Source organism: Flavobacterium sp. DSR3-2 (genome assembly GCF_049896525.1).
GTDB lineage: Bacteria > Bacteroidota > Bacteroidia > Flavobacteriales > Flavobacteriaceae > Flavobacterium.
Genome location: NZ_JAFCUM010000004.1, coordinates 97672 through 112570, shown reverse-complemented (window position 1 = coordinate 112570; position 14899 = coordinate 97672). Strand labels below are relative to the sequence as shown.

15 protein-coding genes are annotated in these 14899 nt (G+C 34.6%); 14 read left to right on the top strand and 1 reads right to left on the bottom strand.

Annotated elements, in window-relative coordinates; translation table 11 throughout:
* Nucleotides 1–121: 121 nt before the first annotated feature.
* On the bottom strand, nucleotides 122–2278 hold the full coding sequence (locus tag ACP7AV_RS07465; protein WP_426091405.1) for a catalase: 2157 nt from the start codon (nucleotides 2276–2278) through the stop codon (nucleotides 122–124).
* Nucleotides 2279–2778: 500 nt separating this feature from the next.
* Here ACP7AV_RS07465 and ACP7AV_RS07460 point away from each other — a divergent pair, with 500 nt between their 5' ends.
* The 14 genes from ACP7AV_RS07460 (at nucleotide 2779) to ACP7AV_RS07395 (ending at nucleotide 14848) form a co-directional block, all read left to right on the top strand.
* Entirely contained in the window at nucleotides 2779–3234 is a 456-nt protein-coding gene (locus ACP7AV_RS07460) for a MarR family winged helix-turn-helix transcriptional regulator (RefSeq protein ID WP_426063925.1), read from the top strand.
* A 14-nt stretch (nucleotides 3235–3248) separates the two neighbouring features.
* On the top strand, nucleotides 3249–3881 hold the full coding sequence (locus tag ACP7AV_RS07455) for an NAD(P)H-dependent oxidoreductase (RefSeq protein WP_426063924.1): 633 nt from the start codon (nucleotides 3249–3251) through the stop codon (nucleotides 3879–3881).
* A gap of 28 nt (nucleotides 3882–3909) precedes the next feature.
* Nucleotides 3910–4479, top strand: coding sequence for a YceI family protein (locus ACP7AV_RS07450; RefSeq protein ID WP_426091404.1), 570 nt, complete (start codon nucleotides 3910–3912; stop codon nucleotides 4477–4479).
* Nucleotides 4480–4823: 344 nt separating this feature from the next.
* The gene (locus ACP7AV_RS07445; protein ID WP_426091403.1) at nucleotides 4824–6224 is read left to right on the top strand and encodes an anthranilate synthase component I family protein; all 1401 of its coding nucleotides are present in this window, start codon (nucleotides 4824–4826) and stop codon (nucleotides 6222–6224) included.
* Between the two features lie 143 nt (nucleotides 6225–6367).
* Nucleotides 6368–6934, top strand: a complete 567-nt coding sequence (locus ACP7AV_RS07440; protein WP_426091402.1) for an anthranilate synthase component II — start codon at nucleotides 6368–6370, stop codon at nucleotides 6932–6934.
* 73 nt (nucleotides 6935–7007) lie between these two features.
* Nucleotides 7008–8000, top strand: coding sequence for an anthranilate phosphoribosyltransferase (gene trpD / locus ACP7AV_RS07435; protein WP_426091401.1), 993 nt, complete (start codon nucleotides 7008–7010; stop codon nucleotides 7998–8000).
* A 71-nt stretch (nucleotides 8001–8071) separates the two neighbouring features.
* Nucleotides 8072–8857, top strand: a complete 786-nt coding sequence (gene trpC / locus ACP7AV_RS07430; protein WP_426091400.1) for an indole-3-glycerol phosphate synthase TrpC — start codon at nucleotides 8072–8074, stop codon at nucleotides 8855–8857.
* Between the two features lie 140 nt (nucleotides 8858–8997).
* Complete coding sequence (locus ACP7AV_RS07425) at nucleotides 8998–9600, top strand: phosphoribosylanthranilate isomerase (protein WP_426091499.1); 603 nt, start codon at nucleotides 8998–9000, stop codon at nucleotides 9598–9600.
* 24 nt (nucleotides 9601–9624) lie between these two features.
* Nucleotides 9625–10806, top strand: coding sequence for a tryptophan synthase subunit beta (trpB, locus tag ACP7AV_RS07420; RefSeq protein ID WP_426091399.1), 1182 nt, complete (start codon nucleotides 9625–9627; stop codon nucleotides 10804–10806).
* A gap of 237 nt (nucleotides 10807–11043) precedes the next feature.
* Nucleotides 11044–11364, top strand: coding sequence for a gamma-glutamylcyclotransferase family protein (locus ACP7AV_RS07415; protein WP_426063915.1), 321 nt, complete (start codon nucleotides 11044–11046; stop codon nucleotides 11362–11364).
* Between the two features lie 58 nt (nucleotides 11365–11422).
* The gene (gene trpA / locus ACP7AV_RS07410) at nucleotides 11423–12184 is read left to right on the top strand and encodes a tryptophan synthase subunit alpha (protein ID WP_426091398.1); all 762 of its coding nucleotides are present in this window, start codon (nucleotides 11423–11425) and stop codon (nucleotides 12182–12184) included.
* Between the two features lie 241 nt (nucleotides 12185–12425).
* Nucleotides 12426–12869, top strand: coding sequence for a hypothetical protein (locus ACP7AV_RS07405; RefSeq protein WP_426091397.1), 444 nt, complete (start codon nucleotides 12426–12428; stop codon nucleotides 12867–12869).
* Between the two features lie 337 nt (nucleotides 12870–13206).
* On the top strand, nucleotides 13207–13806 hold the full coding sequence (locus ACP7AV_RS07400) for an REP-associated tyrosine transposase (protein ID WP_426091396.1): 600 nt from the start codon (nucleotides 13207–13209) through the stop codon (nucleotides 13804–13806).
* 526 nt (nucleotides 13807–14332) lie between these two features.
* The gene (locus ACP7AV_RS07395; RefSeq protein WP_426091395.1) at nucleotides 14333–14848 is read left to right on the top strand and encodes a GNAT family N-acetyltransferase; all 516 of its coding nucleotides are present in this window, start codon (nucleotides 14333–14335) and stop codon (nucleotides 14846–14848) included.
* The last annotated feature ends 51 nt before the right edge of the window (nucleotides 14849–14899 follow it).

Here is a 14899-nt window from a genome sequence, read left to right as displayed (position 1 = left end):
GTCTGTCATATAAAGATTCAACAATAAAATCAGTGTCTCCTTGATGCCGTAAACAACAAAAACCGAAACTTTTATTTCGGTTTTTGTTGTTTATTACAAGTTTTAAATTTATCGCTTTTTTTTAAAGTTTTTCTTCACGATTCCAAAAACGATGCTCGCCCATAGCTGCTATAAAAGATTTTGTAAAGTCGCCATCTTCTTTATTTGCATTTAAAACAATTCCTTCTGCATTTTCATCGCCATTCAATACCGATTTGACATTTGTTTCAGTAAAAATCGCAGAATCGTTTGCTCCAATAACTTTACAATGTTTAAAAGCTTCATTGATAAATTCAATTACTTCTGGTCTTGAACTTAAGAACCCCATGTTTTTTCCACCGGGAATATACACCGCATCAAATAAAACTGAGGCAGCAATCAGGAAACTTTGATCTACTTTAACTTCACTTCCGTCGTTAGTTTTTATAACTCCTAAATGTGGTGCTATAATTTTTATAGTCGCTCCTTCTTTGTTTAATGCTGCTTTCATTGCATTAATAGCGGCTGTGTCAACTCCTTCCGAACATAAAAAAGCGACCTGTCGTGTTGCTATCGTTTTAGACAAAGTCTTGTTTTTAAGCATACTCAAAGCATCCGAAGACGTAACGCTTTGGTCTACTTTTTTAGATTCATATTTTTGTTTATCCGCATCAGCACCAACGCCATGATTCATAGGTTTTTCTGGACTTATAGGAACTTTAAGCCCTAAACCTTCGGCTACTTTCGTTGCCAAAATTGTGTCTATTTGTGACAACAATCCTAGCATACGGATTTGTATTGCTTCGGTTTCCAGTTTACCCAATTCAAAACGCAAAGCATTTATAATGTGATTTTTTTCTGTTTGCGTCTGACTGTTAAAAAATAAGGTTGCTTGCCCAAAATGATCCGAAAAACTTTCACTGCGATCCCGTACTTTATGAGCATCTATCCTCTCATTGAAACTGCTAAAACCACCTTCATCAATTTTTGCCTGAAAAGGGCAACCTCCACCAAGTGAATTGGGGTGATAACTAACCCGACCCACATTAATTTCCTGACGCATGTGGCCGTCACGTTGATTATTGTGCATCGGCGCAATAGTTCTATTGATAGGAATTTCATGAAAATTAGGGCTTCCTAAACGGGATAATTGGGTATCCGTGTAAGAAAACAAACGCCCTTGCAACAATGGATCATTTGTAAAATCGATTCCGGGAACGATGTGAGCCGGGTGAAAAGCTACTTGCTCCGTTTCAGCGAAAAAATTGTCAGGATTACGATTCAGCACCATTTTTCCAATTAAGGTAACCGGAACCAATTCTTCAGGAACAAGCTTGGTTGAATCTAATAAATCAAAATCAAATTTATGCTCATCAGCTTCCGGAATCAGCTGTACTCCTAATTCCCATTCCGGATAATTCTCACTTTCGATGGCTTCCCACAAATCCTGACGATGAAAATCAGAATTTTTTCCGGATATTTTTTGAGCTTCATCCCACACGACTGCATGTGTTCCTAATTTGGGTTTCCAATGGAATTTTACAAAATGCGATTCGTTTTTGTCATTTATAAAACGAAAAGTATGCACACCAAAACCTTCCATCATACGCAAACTTCTCGGAATCGCCCTGTCTGACATTACCCACATAATAGTATGCATCGTTTCTGGCATCAGGGAAATAAAATCCCAAAAAGTATCATGAGCAGAGGCCGCTTGCGGCATTTCGTTATTCGGTTCTGGTTTTACGGCATGAATTAAATCCGGAAATTTTATGGCATCCTGAATGAAAAACACAGGCACATTATTTCCAACAAGATCATAATTGCCTTGCTCTGTGTAAAATTTAACTGCAAATCCTCGAATATCTCGTGCTAAATCCGTGGAACCTCTTGAGCCCGCAACGGTAGAAAACCGGGTAAAAACTGGAGTTTTAAGGCCAGGATCCTGAAGAAATCCTGCTTTAGTATATTTCTCCATTGACTCATAGACCTGAAAATAACCATGCGCAGCTGAACCTCTGGCATGAACAATTCTTTCCGGTATTCTTTCATGGTCAAAATGAGTTGTTTTTTCTCTTAAGATAAAATCTTCCAATAACGATGGTCCACGCTCCCCTGCTTTAAGGGAATTGGTATCATCATTAATTTTAAGTCCTTGATCTGTGGTCATCATCTGATCAGTAGCATCGGATTTATTGACTTCTAAATCCTGTTGTTTCCTATTTTCAGAATCCTGCGCATTTTTTTTTACGTTTTCCATTTCAATAGTTTTTTAAGGTTTTTTAATTCTTATAAATTTACACTTTTAAACAATGATTCTTTTACACAATTCCAAGTTAAATTTGTGTTTTTATTAAATTAACAAATTACTAATCAATCATTTACACCTAATTTACAAATTATTCTAAAAACTAACAGTTACAATTCCATGTATATTCTAAAATAAATTTTAATCCAAAGATCACAACCATCTTTAATTTTAAAAGAAATGTAATTCGTGAAAAATTAATTTCCCTGCCTCTTCTTGTTTTCATCGATGAACAAAAAATAATTGTGGTATATATTTTGAATATGAACTAGGAGAAAACAATTTAATTTTTTGAAACCAACTGCCATTACTAATCTATATTACTGATTTACACTAATTAATTATCTATATTTAAAAGTGCTTAAAAAAAATTAACAAAACATTAATTGACATTTGTATATACAACTATAAAATGTGTTACATTTGTACCAACAAATTACATATATACAAATATGAAAATTGAAGAAATTTTAAAATCGACTGTTCAAATGAATAATTCAAAAAAAATTATTCTGAATGTTTTGTATACACAAAATGTAGTAACAGAAAATTTTAACGAAATATTAAAACCTCATGAAATCTCAGGAGAGCAATATAATGTACTCCGAATATTAAGAGGTCAAAAAGGAAATCCGGCGAACATGTGCGTTATTCAAGAACGAATGCTAGCCAAAACAAGTAACACTACTCGATTAGTAGATAAATTACTGTTAAAAGAATTAGTCACCAGAAAAGTATGTCCTGAAAATAGAAGGAAAATAGAAGTGCAAATTACTGAAAAAGGATTACATGTTCTAAAGGAATTAGATCCGAAAGTGATTGCCCACGAAGAATTTTTTTCAAAGAATTTAAGTTCTGAAGAAATTGTTCAATTAAATCAATTATTAGAAAAATATAGAAACCAATAAATAGTCAATATAATATGAATACTTTTTTAGAAAATCAAAATTGGAGATACGCAACGAAAAAATTCGATGCAACAAAAAAAATAACAAATGAAGATTTAAGCACGTTGAAAGAAGCGATTCGCTTAAGCGCTTCATCTTACGGATTACAACCTTACAAAATCATTATTGTTGAAAATCCTGAATTAAGAGCACAACTTCAAGCTGCTGCTTATGGTCAAGCCCAAGTAGTAGATGCTTCCCACTTAATTGTTTTTGCTAATGAAATCAATTTTGGTGAAGAAGGAATTGTAAACTTCTCCAAAAACATGAGTGAAACAAGAGGAATTCCCTTAGAAAGTATTCAAGGATACGTGGAATATATGAAATCTAACATTATAACTCTTTCTGAAGAAACAAGAAACATCTGGTCAGCAAAACAAACTTATTTAGCCCTAGGAAACTTATTAAACGTGGCCGCTGAACTTAAAATAGATACTACGCCAATGGAAGGTTTTGCTCCTGCTCAAGTTAATGAAATATTAGGACTTGACAAATTAGGATTGAACGCTTCCTTACTGGTAACTCTGGGCTACAGACATGATGAGGATGCAACCCAACATTACAAAAAAGTTAGAAAATCAAACGAAGAATTATTTATCACACTATAATTAGTAATCCAATTTAACACTCAAACAAATGAAAAATTTAAAATCTATCGCATTAGCATTAGTAGTAGTTCTATCTGCCATGTCAGTAACCGCTCAAACTAAAAAAATTAACACTTCAGCAAGTACTATAAACTGGGTTGGAAAAAAAGTAACGGGAGCGCATGAAGGAACTATAAACCTGAAAGATGGTGCTTTAGTTTTCAAAGGAAAAAAATTAGTGGGTGGTACATTCAATGTAGACATGAACTCTATCGTAGTTACTGATTTGAAAGCAGGTCAAGGTAAAGAAAAATTAGAAGGTCACTTGAAAGCTGATGATTTTTTTGGAACAGATAAATTTGCCACTGCAACTTTAGTTTTCAAAAAAATAGTTGCTAAAGCAAAAAACTTATATACTGTAACTAGTGATTTAACAATCAAAGGAATTACTAAACCAGTTATTTTCGATCTTGCAACAACTGCAAATACAGCTACTACCAATGTAAAAATTGACAGAACAAAATACGATATTAAATATGGTTCTGGAAGTTTCTTCGACAGCTTAGGAGACAAAGCTATCAATGACGATTTCAATTTAGCAGTAGCTTTGAAATTCTAATTTGATTCTAAAATAAAAATATCAGCTCCAACAAGAAATTGTTGGGGTTTTGTTTTTAAAGGTTTTCAGCTAAAAATATTTATTTAACAAAAAATCTTCCATTTTTAAATTTTTTAACGAATTATATTTTTGAATAATCAAATTTCATTTCTATATTTGCTGTAACAAAATAAAACATGAAAACAATTTTTAACAACGCTTGGTGGTGGAACAATTTACGTCAGTCGTCGTGAACTAAGCTTCTATAGTATTATTAAAACTACATATAAAAAAGGCTTGTCATCACGACAGGCCTTTTTTTTGTGCCCATTTTACCTTTACACACAACATAAAAAACATAGAAATTGAAATCATTTACCTTTAATACCAATTACAAACAAATTTTGGCTGATACAATAACTCCTGTGAGTGTGTATTTCAAAATTAGGGATAAATTTCCAAATAGTCTTCTGCTGGAAAGCAGCGATTATCATGGCAATGACAACAGTTTCTCCTACATCTGCTGCAATCCGATTGCTTCCATCAAAATAGAAAATGAAATCATTTATAAGACTTTCCCCGACGGAAGTGTTGAGAAAATAAATATTGACGCCAGTACCGATATTCCTGACGTGATTCAAGAATTTTCAAGTCAGTTCAAATCGGAGAAAAACAATTTTAAATTCATCAACAATGGACTTTTTGGATATATTTCGTACGATGCTGTTCGGTATTTTGAAAAAGTGAATATTGCCAAAAAAGAAAACAGTAACACCATTCCGGATGTGTACTATGCTGTTTACCAAAATATAATTGCCATTAATCATTTCAAAAATGAAGCCTATATTTTCTGTCACAGTTTAGACGGAAGAAACAACATTTCAGAAATCGAACAATTATTACAATCTCGAAACATTGCTTCTTATAAATTTTCTAAAGAAGGAGAAGGATTTTCCAATCTAACTGACGAAGAATTCAAGCATAATGTGGTTTTGGCCAAAAAACATTGTTTTAGAGGTGATGTATTTCAATTGGTTTTATCCAGAAGATTTACACAAGGTTTCAAAGGCGATGAATTCAATGTTTACAGAGCGTTGAGAAGCATTAATCCTTCGCCATATTTATTCTTTTTTGATTACGGTGATTTTAAAATATTTGGTTCTTCACCCGAAGCCCAAATTATTGTAAAAGACCGTAAAGCTGAAATTCATCCTATTGCAGGAACTTTCAAACGTACGGGTGATGATGAAAAAGATGCTATTCTTGCCAAACAATTATCCGAGGACAAAAAAGAAAATAGTGAACATGTGATGTTAGTGGATTTAGCCAGAAATGATTTGAGTAGAAACGGCCACAATGTAAATGTAGAAAAATACAGAGAAGTACAGTTCTTTTCACACGTAATACACTTGGTTTCAAAAGTAACTGGACATTTACATGAAAAAGCTTCTACGATGCAGGTTGTAGCCGATACTTTTCCCGCAGGAACATTAAGCGGTGCGCCAAAACACAGAGCGATGCAACTGATTGAGGAGTATGAAAAAACAAATAGAAACTTTTACGGCGGTGCCATTGGTTTTATGGATTTTGAAGGTGATTTTAATCACGCGATTATGATTCGGACGTTCCTGAGCAAAAATCACCAGTTACATTCTCAAGCTGGAGCAGGAATTGTCGCTAATTCCGATGAAGAAAGTGAAATGCAGGAAGTATACAATAAATTGAGAGCGTTGAATGCGGCTTTGGATTTAGCGGAAACAATATAAATCCCCTCCCCGACCCTCCCCAAAGGGAAGGGAGCCAAATCTAAAAAATAAGCAACTTATGAAGTTGTAACTAAAAATAACAAATAAAAAACCTATTTACCCCAATAGGTGCTCCCCTCCTTCGGAGGGGTTGGGGGAGGAACATGAAAAAAATACTAGTCATAGACAATTACGATAGCTTCACTTATAATTTAGTGCATTATCTGGAAGATTTAGATTGTGAAGTAACCGTTTACAGAAACGATGAATTTGATATTGACGAAATTGCAGTTTTCGATAAAATTCTTCTTTCTCCGGGACCAGGAATTCCGGATGAAGCAGGATTATTGAAAGACGTAATTCGGAAATACGGACCAACCAAAAGTATTTTTGGTGTTTGTTTGGGTCAACAAGCAATTGGTGAAGTTTACGGCGGAACGCTTTCCAACTTAGATAAAGTTTACCATGGTGTAGCAACAATGGTAAAAACTGTGGTTGATAACGAGCTTTTATTCGAAGGATTAGGAAATGAATTTGAAGTAGGACGCTATCATTCTTGGGTAGTTAACACCAATTTACCTGATATATTGGAAGCAACTTCATTCGACGAAAATGGTCAAGTGATGTCGTTGCGTCACAAAATATACGATGTGCGCGGTGTACAATTTCATCCGGAAAGTGTGTTAACCCCAAATGGGAAAAAGATATTAGAGAATTGGGTGAAGCATTAGTCATAATGTCAAATGTCATAATGTCGATAGACTTTAAGACCTCGGACTTTCAACTTTAAGACATATTTAAAAAATGAAAAATATATTAAACAGATTAATTAATCACGAAATACTTTCAAAAGAGGAAGCAAAAAATGTATTGATTAATATCTCCAACGGAAATTATAACACCAGTCAGATTGCTTCTTTTCTTACCGTATACATGATGCGAAGCGTTAGTATAGAAGAGCTTGAGGGATTTCGTGAAGCGCTGCTGGAATTGTGTATTCGTGTCGATTTATCCGCTTACAATACCATCGATTTGTGTGGAACTGGCGGTGATGGAAAAGATACCTTTAATATTTCAACTTTGGCTTCATTTGTAGCTGCTGGAGCGGGAATTAAAGTAGCCAAACACGGAAATTACGGAGTTTCCTCCATTTCAGGCTCCAGTAATGTGATGGAGAAACTTGGAATCAAATTCAGTAATGACACTGATTTTCTGGAAAAATGTATCGATAAAGCAGGGATTTGTATTTTACACGCTCCATTATTTCACCCAGCTATGAAAAATGTGGGACCAATACGTAAAGAATTGGCAGTAAAAACATTCTTCAATATGTTGGGACCAATGGTAAATCCATCGTTTCCGAAAAACCAATTGGTCGGTGTTTTCAATTTAGAACTGGCCAGAATGTATGCGTATTTGTACCAAAATACAGATACTAATTTCACCATCTTACATTCGCTTGACGGCTATGACGAAGTTTCGTTGACAGGACCTACAAAAACAATCACCAGTTCCATGGAGGGAATGCTAAACCCAGAAGATTTTGGTGTTCGTCTTTTGCTGCAAAGCGAAATAGAAGGCGGAACAACCATCGAGGAATCAGCTCAAATGTTTACTAATATCATTTCTGGAAAAGGAAATGAAGCGCAAAATAATGTGGTTTGTGCCAATGCGGCCATGGCCATTGCAACGGTTACAAAATGTTCTCCCTTAGAAGGATTTCAAATAGCAAAGGAAAGTTTATTATCCGGAAAAGGACTTGTAGCTTTGAAAAAATTGAAAGATTTAAGTAAATAAAATAGTTTAAAATTCAAGATTTAAAGTTGTTGGAATTTCTAATGGCTTTAGAAAACGTTAAATTAAAAAAAATGAACATCCTAGATAAAATCATAGTTGACAAAAAAAGAGAAGTCATTCTCAAGAAATCCATTATTCCCGTTTCGCAATTGGAAGCTTCTGTTTTCTTTGAAAAAAAGACTATTTCTTTGAGCGATAATTTAAAAAACAGCACATCAGGAATTATTGCTGAACACAAACGTCGTTCGCCATCCAAAGCAGAAATAAATTATAATTTTACAGTGGAAGAAGTGACAAAAGGCTATGAAAATGCTGGTGCTTGTGGAATTTCGGTATTGACGGATGGTAAGTATTTCGGTGGTTCGTTGGACGATTTACTTTTGGCAAGAGCCACAGTGAAAATTCCATTATTACGAAAAGAATTCATTGTTGATGAATACCAAATTTTGGAAGCTAAAGCACATGGAGCTGATTTAATTTTACTAATTGCTGCGGTTTTAACAAGGGACGAAATTAAATCTTTATCTGAATTTGCTAAAAGTTTGGGATTGGAAGTTTTACTGGAAATTCACAATCAGGAAGAACTGGAAAAATCGATTATGCCCACATTGGATATGATTGGTGTAAACAACAGAAATCTAAAAACATTCGAAGTGAGTTTGGATTTCAGCAAGCAATTAGCAGATAAAATTCCAAATGACTTTGTAAAAGTTTCTGAAAGTGGGATTTCATCTATTGAAGCGATAAATGAATTAAAACCTTTTGGTTACAAAGGATTTTTAATTGGAGAAAACTTTATGAAAACGGATAATGCCGGTAAAGCAGCAACGGAATTTATTCAACAATTAGCCCCCTAACCCCCGAAGGGGGAACTAGCAACTAATAAATATATTTAGTTATTATGCAATCATCTTCAGTAAACATTTCCACAAAAACTAATCCAGTTTCGGCTCCCTTCCTTTCGGGGAGGGCTGGGGTGGGGATTAAAATCTGCGGCATGAAATATCCCGATAATATAATCGAAATAGGGTCGCTCCTACCCGATTATATGGGATTTATATTCTGGGAGAAATCAGCTCGATATTTTGATGGTGTAATTCCAAATTTACCAAAATCGATTAAAAAAGTAGGTGTTTTTGTCAATGCTACACAAGACGAAATTCTTGAAAAAATTGCAAAATATGATTTGCAAGCCGTTCAACTTCATGGCGACGAATCGGTTGAATTTTGCCAAGAATTAAAAGAGAATGTAAAAAAAATTCAAATTGAAATTATAAAAGTTTTTTCGGTAGACGATTCTTTTGATTTTGAGGTATTGAAACCATTTGAAACCATTTGTGATTATTTTCTTTTTGATACTAAAGGAAAATTACCCGGCGGAAACGGAACCACATTCGACTGGAAAGTATTAGAAAAGTATCCTTCAAGCAAACCGTTCTTCCTAAGTGGCGGAATCGGAATTAATGAAATGGAAGCGGTGAAAGAAATAGCAAAAACCAATTTACCCCTTTACGCGATTGATGTAAACAGTAAATTTGAAATAGAACCCGGATTAAAAAACATACAATTATGTAGAGAAATTGCAATGCAACGTCTCTAACCAAAAAAATAAAAAAATAAAATTATGTCATACAACGTCAACGAAAAAGGCTATTACGGAGAATTTGGAGGTGCGTTCATTCCTGAAATGTTATATCCCAATGTCGAAGAATTACGTCAAAATTATTTAAAAATCACAGCTGAACCAGAATTTCAAGCTGAATTTGACGCTTTGCTAAAAGATTATGCAGGTCGTCCTACGCCTCTTTATTTTGCAAAACGGCTTTCTGAACAATACAACACCAAAATCTATCTGAAAAGAGAAGATTTGTGTCATACTGGTGCGCATAAAATTAACAATACTATCGGACAAATTCTTTTGGCAAAACGTTTAGGCAAAACCAGAATCATTGCCGAAACAGGTGCTGGTCAACATGGCGTAGCTACAGCAACTGTCTGTGCGCTTATGGGATTAGAATGCATCGTTTATATGGGAGAAATCGATATTAAACGTCAGGCGCCAAATGTGGCTCGTATGAAAATGTTAGGTGCTGAAGTTCGTCCCGCGCTTTCAGGTTCAAAAACCTTAAAAGATGCCACAAACGAAGCTATTAGGGACTGGATTAACAATCCCGTTGACACCTATTACATTATCGGCTCTGTCGTGGGACCGCACCCCTATCCGGATATGGTGGCACGTTTTCAAAGTGTTATTTCGAAGGAAATTAAGGAACAATTACTGGAAAAAGAAGGACGTGAAAACCCGGATTATGTAATTGCTTGTGTAGGTGGCGGAAGCAACGCAGCCGGAACTTATTACCATTTTTTAGAAAATGAAGACGTGAATATCATTGCCGTCGAAGCCGCAGGCTTAGGTGTCGATTCTGGCGAAAGTGCCGCAACTTCAGCCTTAGGAAAAGTAGGGGTTATTCACGGAAGTAAAACACTGTTGATGCAAACTACTGATGGCCAAATCACCGAACCGTATTCCATTTCGGCAGGACTTGATTATCCTGGTGTTGGGCCAATGCACGCTAATTTATTCGTTACCGGAAGAGCACAATTCATCTCGATTACGGATGAACAAGCCATGCAATGGGGATTAAAATTATCTAAAATGGAAGGGCTTATTCCCGCCATCGAAAGTGCGCATGCTTTTGCCGTTCTCGACGAAATGAAATTCAAGCCAGAAGATATCGTAGTCATCAATCTTTCCGGTCGTGGCGACAAAGATTTGAATACCTACATCGATTATTTTAAATTATAAGTTATGTTTACCCCGTATTTATTTCAGAGTTTATCCCGTATTAATTTCGGGGTTTATCCCGTATTTATTTCGGGACGTTACCGCGCTTTCACTAGCGTTTCAGCGAGGTCAGGCTTTACGTTGCAATCTTTTTTATCTCGTTAAAAAACGAGATAAAAAAGGATTTCCACTTTAATCCTTAACGCAAACCCTGCAATAAAAAATAACGTTCAATTCACATTTTTCAAAATAGAAACTATGGAAAAATTATTCGCTTACGGCAGTTTACAAAATGAGGACATACAAAAAGATCTTTTTGGACGTATTCTTGAGGGAACTCCTGAAACATTGATTGGTTACATCGTGAAAGAAATCCAAATTGAAGAAGAATTTGGAATAGTCCATTATCCCATTATTACGGAAACCCAAAAATCGGAGGATACCATCAACGGAATGGTCTACAATGTTTCGCCACAAGAACTTCGCCAAACAGATTTATATGAAGGATTGCATTACAGACGCGTTGAAGTACAGTTGCAATCCAACCAAAAAGCGTGGGCATACAGTGCCGCTATCTAAACTTTCAAATTAAAACTAGAAGGCAAAAAAAATTGAAAATAGAATAAAAAACACAACAATGAACAGAATAAATCAGAAATTACAAGAAACTAAAAAGATACTTTCCATCTACTTTTCGGCTGGATATCCTAACTTAAATGATACGGTACAAATCATTCAGGATTTAGAAAAAAGCGGTATCGATATGATTGAAATCGGGTTGCCGTTCAGCGATCCATTGGCCGATGGACCAACGATTCAGGCCAGTTCAACACAAGCATTGCATAACGGAATGACAACACAAGTTTTGTTTGACCAGTTAAAAGATATTCGCAAAACAGTTTCAATTCCTTTAATAATTATGGGTTATTTCAACCCAATGTTACAATACGGAATAGAGAATTTTTGTCAGAAATGTGCAGAGATTGGTATAGACGGATTAATTATTCCTGATCTTCCCGTTGATGTCTATGCCGATGAATACAAAACCACTTTCGAGAAATACGGATTAAAAAATATATTCTTGATTACGCCACAAACATCCGTTGAACGCATCCATTTTATTGACAGCGTATCCGATGGATTTATCTATATGGTAAGTTCCGCGAGTGTTACGGGATCACAAACTGGTTTTGGAAGCGCTCAAGAAGAATATTTCAAACGCATTGCTGACATGAATCTAAAAAATCCACAAGTAATAGGTTTTGGAATCAACAATAAGGAAACATTCAACCAAGCTACACAATTTGCCAAAGGAGCAATTATTGGTAGTGCTTTTATCCAGCATTTAACCGAAAACGGAACTGGAAAAATCAAAGAATTTGTGAAAGCGATTCGATAATAAAAATATCATTTTCTATAAATCAAACGGCGTTTAAAGTTAATTTAGATGCCGTTTTTTTGTGGTTTAAACAATTGTACATCTTGTTATTTATAAGATTACTTTTATATATTAGCGAAATCAATGAGAATGAGGTTTATCAAACCTATCGACCCAAATTTGGGGTGATAGGTAGCAAAACGTCAGACCAATACACTTGTTAGGCGTCATATTTCAATAATACGCATCCAAATAATTGACTATGAAACAATCATTGCTTAAAACGTTAACCATCACTATAAGTCTTGCAATTTATATTTATTCGTTCACTTTTGACGCGTTTTCATATAATTATCAGGGCATGAATAATATGTCATCTTTGGAAGCTTTTTTAATGGGAAGTATCGCGGTACTTGGTGGTGGAACTTATGAATGGCTTATTTGGTTAGCAAACCCACTATGTTTTATCGCAATTTTATGTTTAATGTTTGACAAAAAAATTGCACTTCACTTTGCGTCAGTTTCAATAATACTTTCCCTGTCGTTTTTGTCTTCAAACACAATTTTAGCAGCAGAAAGTGGAACAAGAGGTGCAATCCTTTCCATTAAGTCGGGATACTATATTTGGTTATCGAGCATTGTGATTTTGACTATAGGCTTATATTTCTACTTCAAAAATCATCAAGAAATAAAATATGAAGATTAATATAACGCCTAACACTTGCTTACAAGAGATTTGGGTAATTGGCTTAATTGGAAAATGGTTTTGTGTATGGAATTTTTGTGACAACCGAAAGATAAATCTTTATTTAAACCAAAACCTCTTGTTTCAAGAGACGTTAGCGTAAACCCAGCTCCGCACAGTGTTCTTCTAAAAAAATAAATTTCTCGTTAATGCTGCGCAAATGTCTCTGACTTTGCGCAATTTCCCAAACTTAATAGGAAAACTAAAACGCCATAAAGTCTCTGACTTTCATTAACTTAAATTTAAAAACACAAACAAGTCATTAAAATCGTTATTTTTATATTAAAAATACGTCAAGATGAAAGAAGGTTATGTAGTTCGAGATCAGACTTTACCACATTATATAACGGCAACAGTTGTGGACTGGATAGATATTTTTACTAGGCAAACTTACAGAGACAGTGTAATAGAATCTTTGGATTACTGCATAAAAAACAAAGCAATGATCTTGTATGGCTATGTTATTATGAGCAATCACATTCATTTAATTATTCAATCGGAGGACGGGAAATTATCAGATTTGATAAGAGATTTCAAAAAATTCACTGCGAAAAACATTTTGGATAAAATAGAAGCCGTACCGGAAAGCCGAAAAGAATGGATGCTGGAACGTTTCAAATTGGCAGCAGAAAAGCATACAAGAAACCAAAATTATCAATTTTGGCAATACGGAAATCATGCAGAAGAAATTTATAACGATAAATTCATGTGGTCAAAATTAGATTACATTCATCTGAATCCAGTAAGACCTGGTTTAGTTGAAAAGGCTTCACACTATATTTATTCCAGCGCAAGCAATTACATAAATGATAATGGACTGCTACAAATAGAAAAAGCAGATAATCCTATAATTAACGTTTTAGATTCGAATGCTTTTGTAAAATACATTCAGCAATGAAATAGACACAAGTCTGGAGACTTATTAAGGTTTACAAGATTTAATATTATTTCTAATTAGCTAAAAGTCCCGAACTTTTATGACGCTACCTAATTTAAACAGATATTGAAAATTGCGCAAAGTCAGAGACATTTGCGCAGCATACACAACATATAATTTAGAAAGCAAGATTAAAATAGCATTCAAAAGTCAGAGGCTTTTATGACGCAAATAATTTAAAATAGATACTGAAAATTGCGCAAAGTCAGAGACATTTGCGCAGCATAGACAATATATAATTTAGAAAGCAAGATTAAAAATAGCATTCAAAAGTCAGAGACTTTTATGACAAAAATAATTTAAAACAGATACTAAAAATTGCGCAAAGTCAGAGACATTTGCGCAGCATTCATGACAAACACTTCCACTCCGCAACATATTCTTCTAAAAAATAAATACATTCTATAATGCAGATTTTTCAAAATTTAAAGTTTGTTTTGTACTTTTAGAGCACACGAACTAACCAAAAAAACTCAAAGCAAAATAAATGAAATATCACTTTAGAAAAGCGAAACTGTCTGAAATAACTCCAATATGGGAAATTTTACAACAAGCTATACAACGCAGAAAAGAAGATGGCAGCACGCAATGGCAAGACGGCTATCCAAATCCAAATGTCGTGCAAAAAGATATTGAAAAAGGGGAAGGATTTGTTTTATTAGACGGAGAAACTATCATCGGTTATAGTGCGGTACTAATCAAGGACGAACCTGCCTATGACAAAATTGAAGGAAACTGGCTAACGAACGGTGATTTTATAGTAGTGCATCGCGTCGCCATTTCCGAAAAGTATTTGGGTAAAGGCTTCGCTAAAATCATACTCAAACGCATCGAAGATTTTGCGGTAAGCAACAACATTTACAGCATAAAAGCAGACACCAATTTTGACAACATCGCAATGATGAAAATTTTTGAAGGTTCGGGTTATACGTATTGTGGTGAGGTCTATTTCAGAGGAAGTTCCAGAAAAGCATATGAAAAAGTCTTAATTGAACAGGAGTAATTGTAATTATAAAATTTTAGAATAAAAAAACTGCAAATTCGCTAATAAAAA

Coding starts and splice junctions, on each gene's coding strand:
- ACP7AV_RS07465 (WP_426091405.1), bottom strand. CDS start 2,278: ATGGAAAACGTAAAAAAAAATGCGCAGGATTCTGAAAATAGGAAACAA.
- ACP7AV_RS07460 (WP_426063925.1), top strand. CDS start 2,779: ATGAAAATTGAAGAAATTTTAAAATCGACTGTTCAAATGAATAATTCA.
- ACP7AV_RS07455 (WP_426063924.1), top strand. CDS start 3,249: ATGAATACTTTTTTAGAAAATCAAAATTGGAGATACGCAACGAAAAAA.
- ACP7AV_RS07450 (WP_426091404.1), top strand. CDS start 3,910: ATGAAAAATTTAAAATCTATCGCATTAGCATTAGTAGTAGTTCTATCT.
- ACP7AV_RS07440 (WP_426091402.1), top strand. CDS start 6,368: ATGAAAAAAATACTAGTCATAGACAATTACGATAGCTTCACTTATAAT.
- trpD (WP_426091401.1), top strand. CDS start 7,008: ATGAAAAATATATTAAACAGATTAATTAATCACGAAATACTTTCAAAA.
- trpC (WP_426091400.1), top strand. CDS start 8,072: ATGAACATCCTAGATAAAATCATAGTTGACAAAAAAAGAGAAGTCATT.
- ACP7AV_RS07425 (WP_426091499.1), top strand. CDS start 8,998: ATGAAATATCCCGATAATATAATCGAAATAGGGTCGCTCCTACCCGAT.
- trpB (WP_426091399.1), top strand. CDS start 9,625: ATGTCATACAACGTCAACGAAAAAGGCTATTACGGAGAATTTGGAGGT.
- ACP7AV_RS07415 (WP_426063915.1), top strand. CDS start 11,044: ATGGAAAAATTATTCGCTTACGGCAGTTTACAAAATGAGGACATACAA.
- trpA (WP_426091398.1), top strand. CDS start 11,423: ATGAACAGAATAAATCAGAAATTACAAGAAACTAAAAAGATACTTTCC.
- ACP7AV_RS07405 (WP_426091397.1), top strand. CDS start 12,426: ATGAAACAATCATTGCTTAAAACGTTAACCATCACTATAAGTCTTGCA.
- ACP7AV_RS07400 (WP_426091396.1), top strand. CDS start 13,207: ATGAAAGAAGGTTATGTAGTTCGAGATCAGACTTTACCACATTATATA.
- ACP7AV_RS07395 (WP_426091395.1), top strand. CDS start 14,333: ATGAAATATCACTTTAGAAAAGCGAAACTGTCTGAAATAACTCCAATA.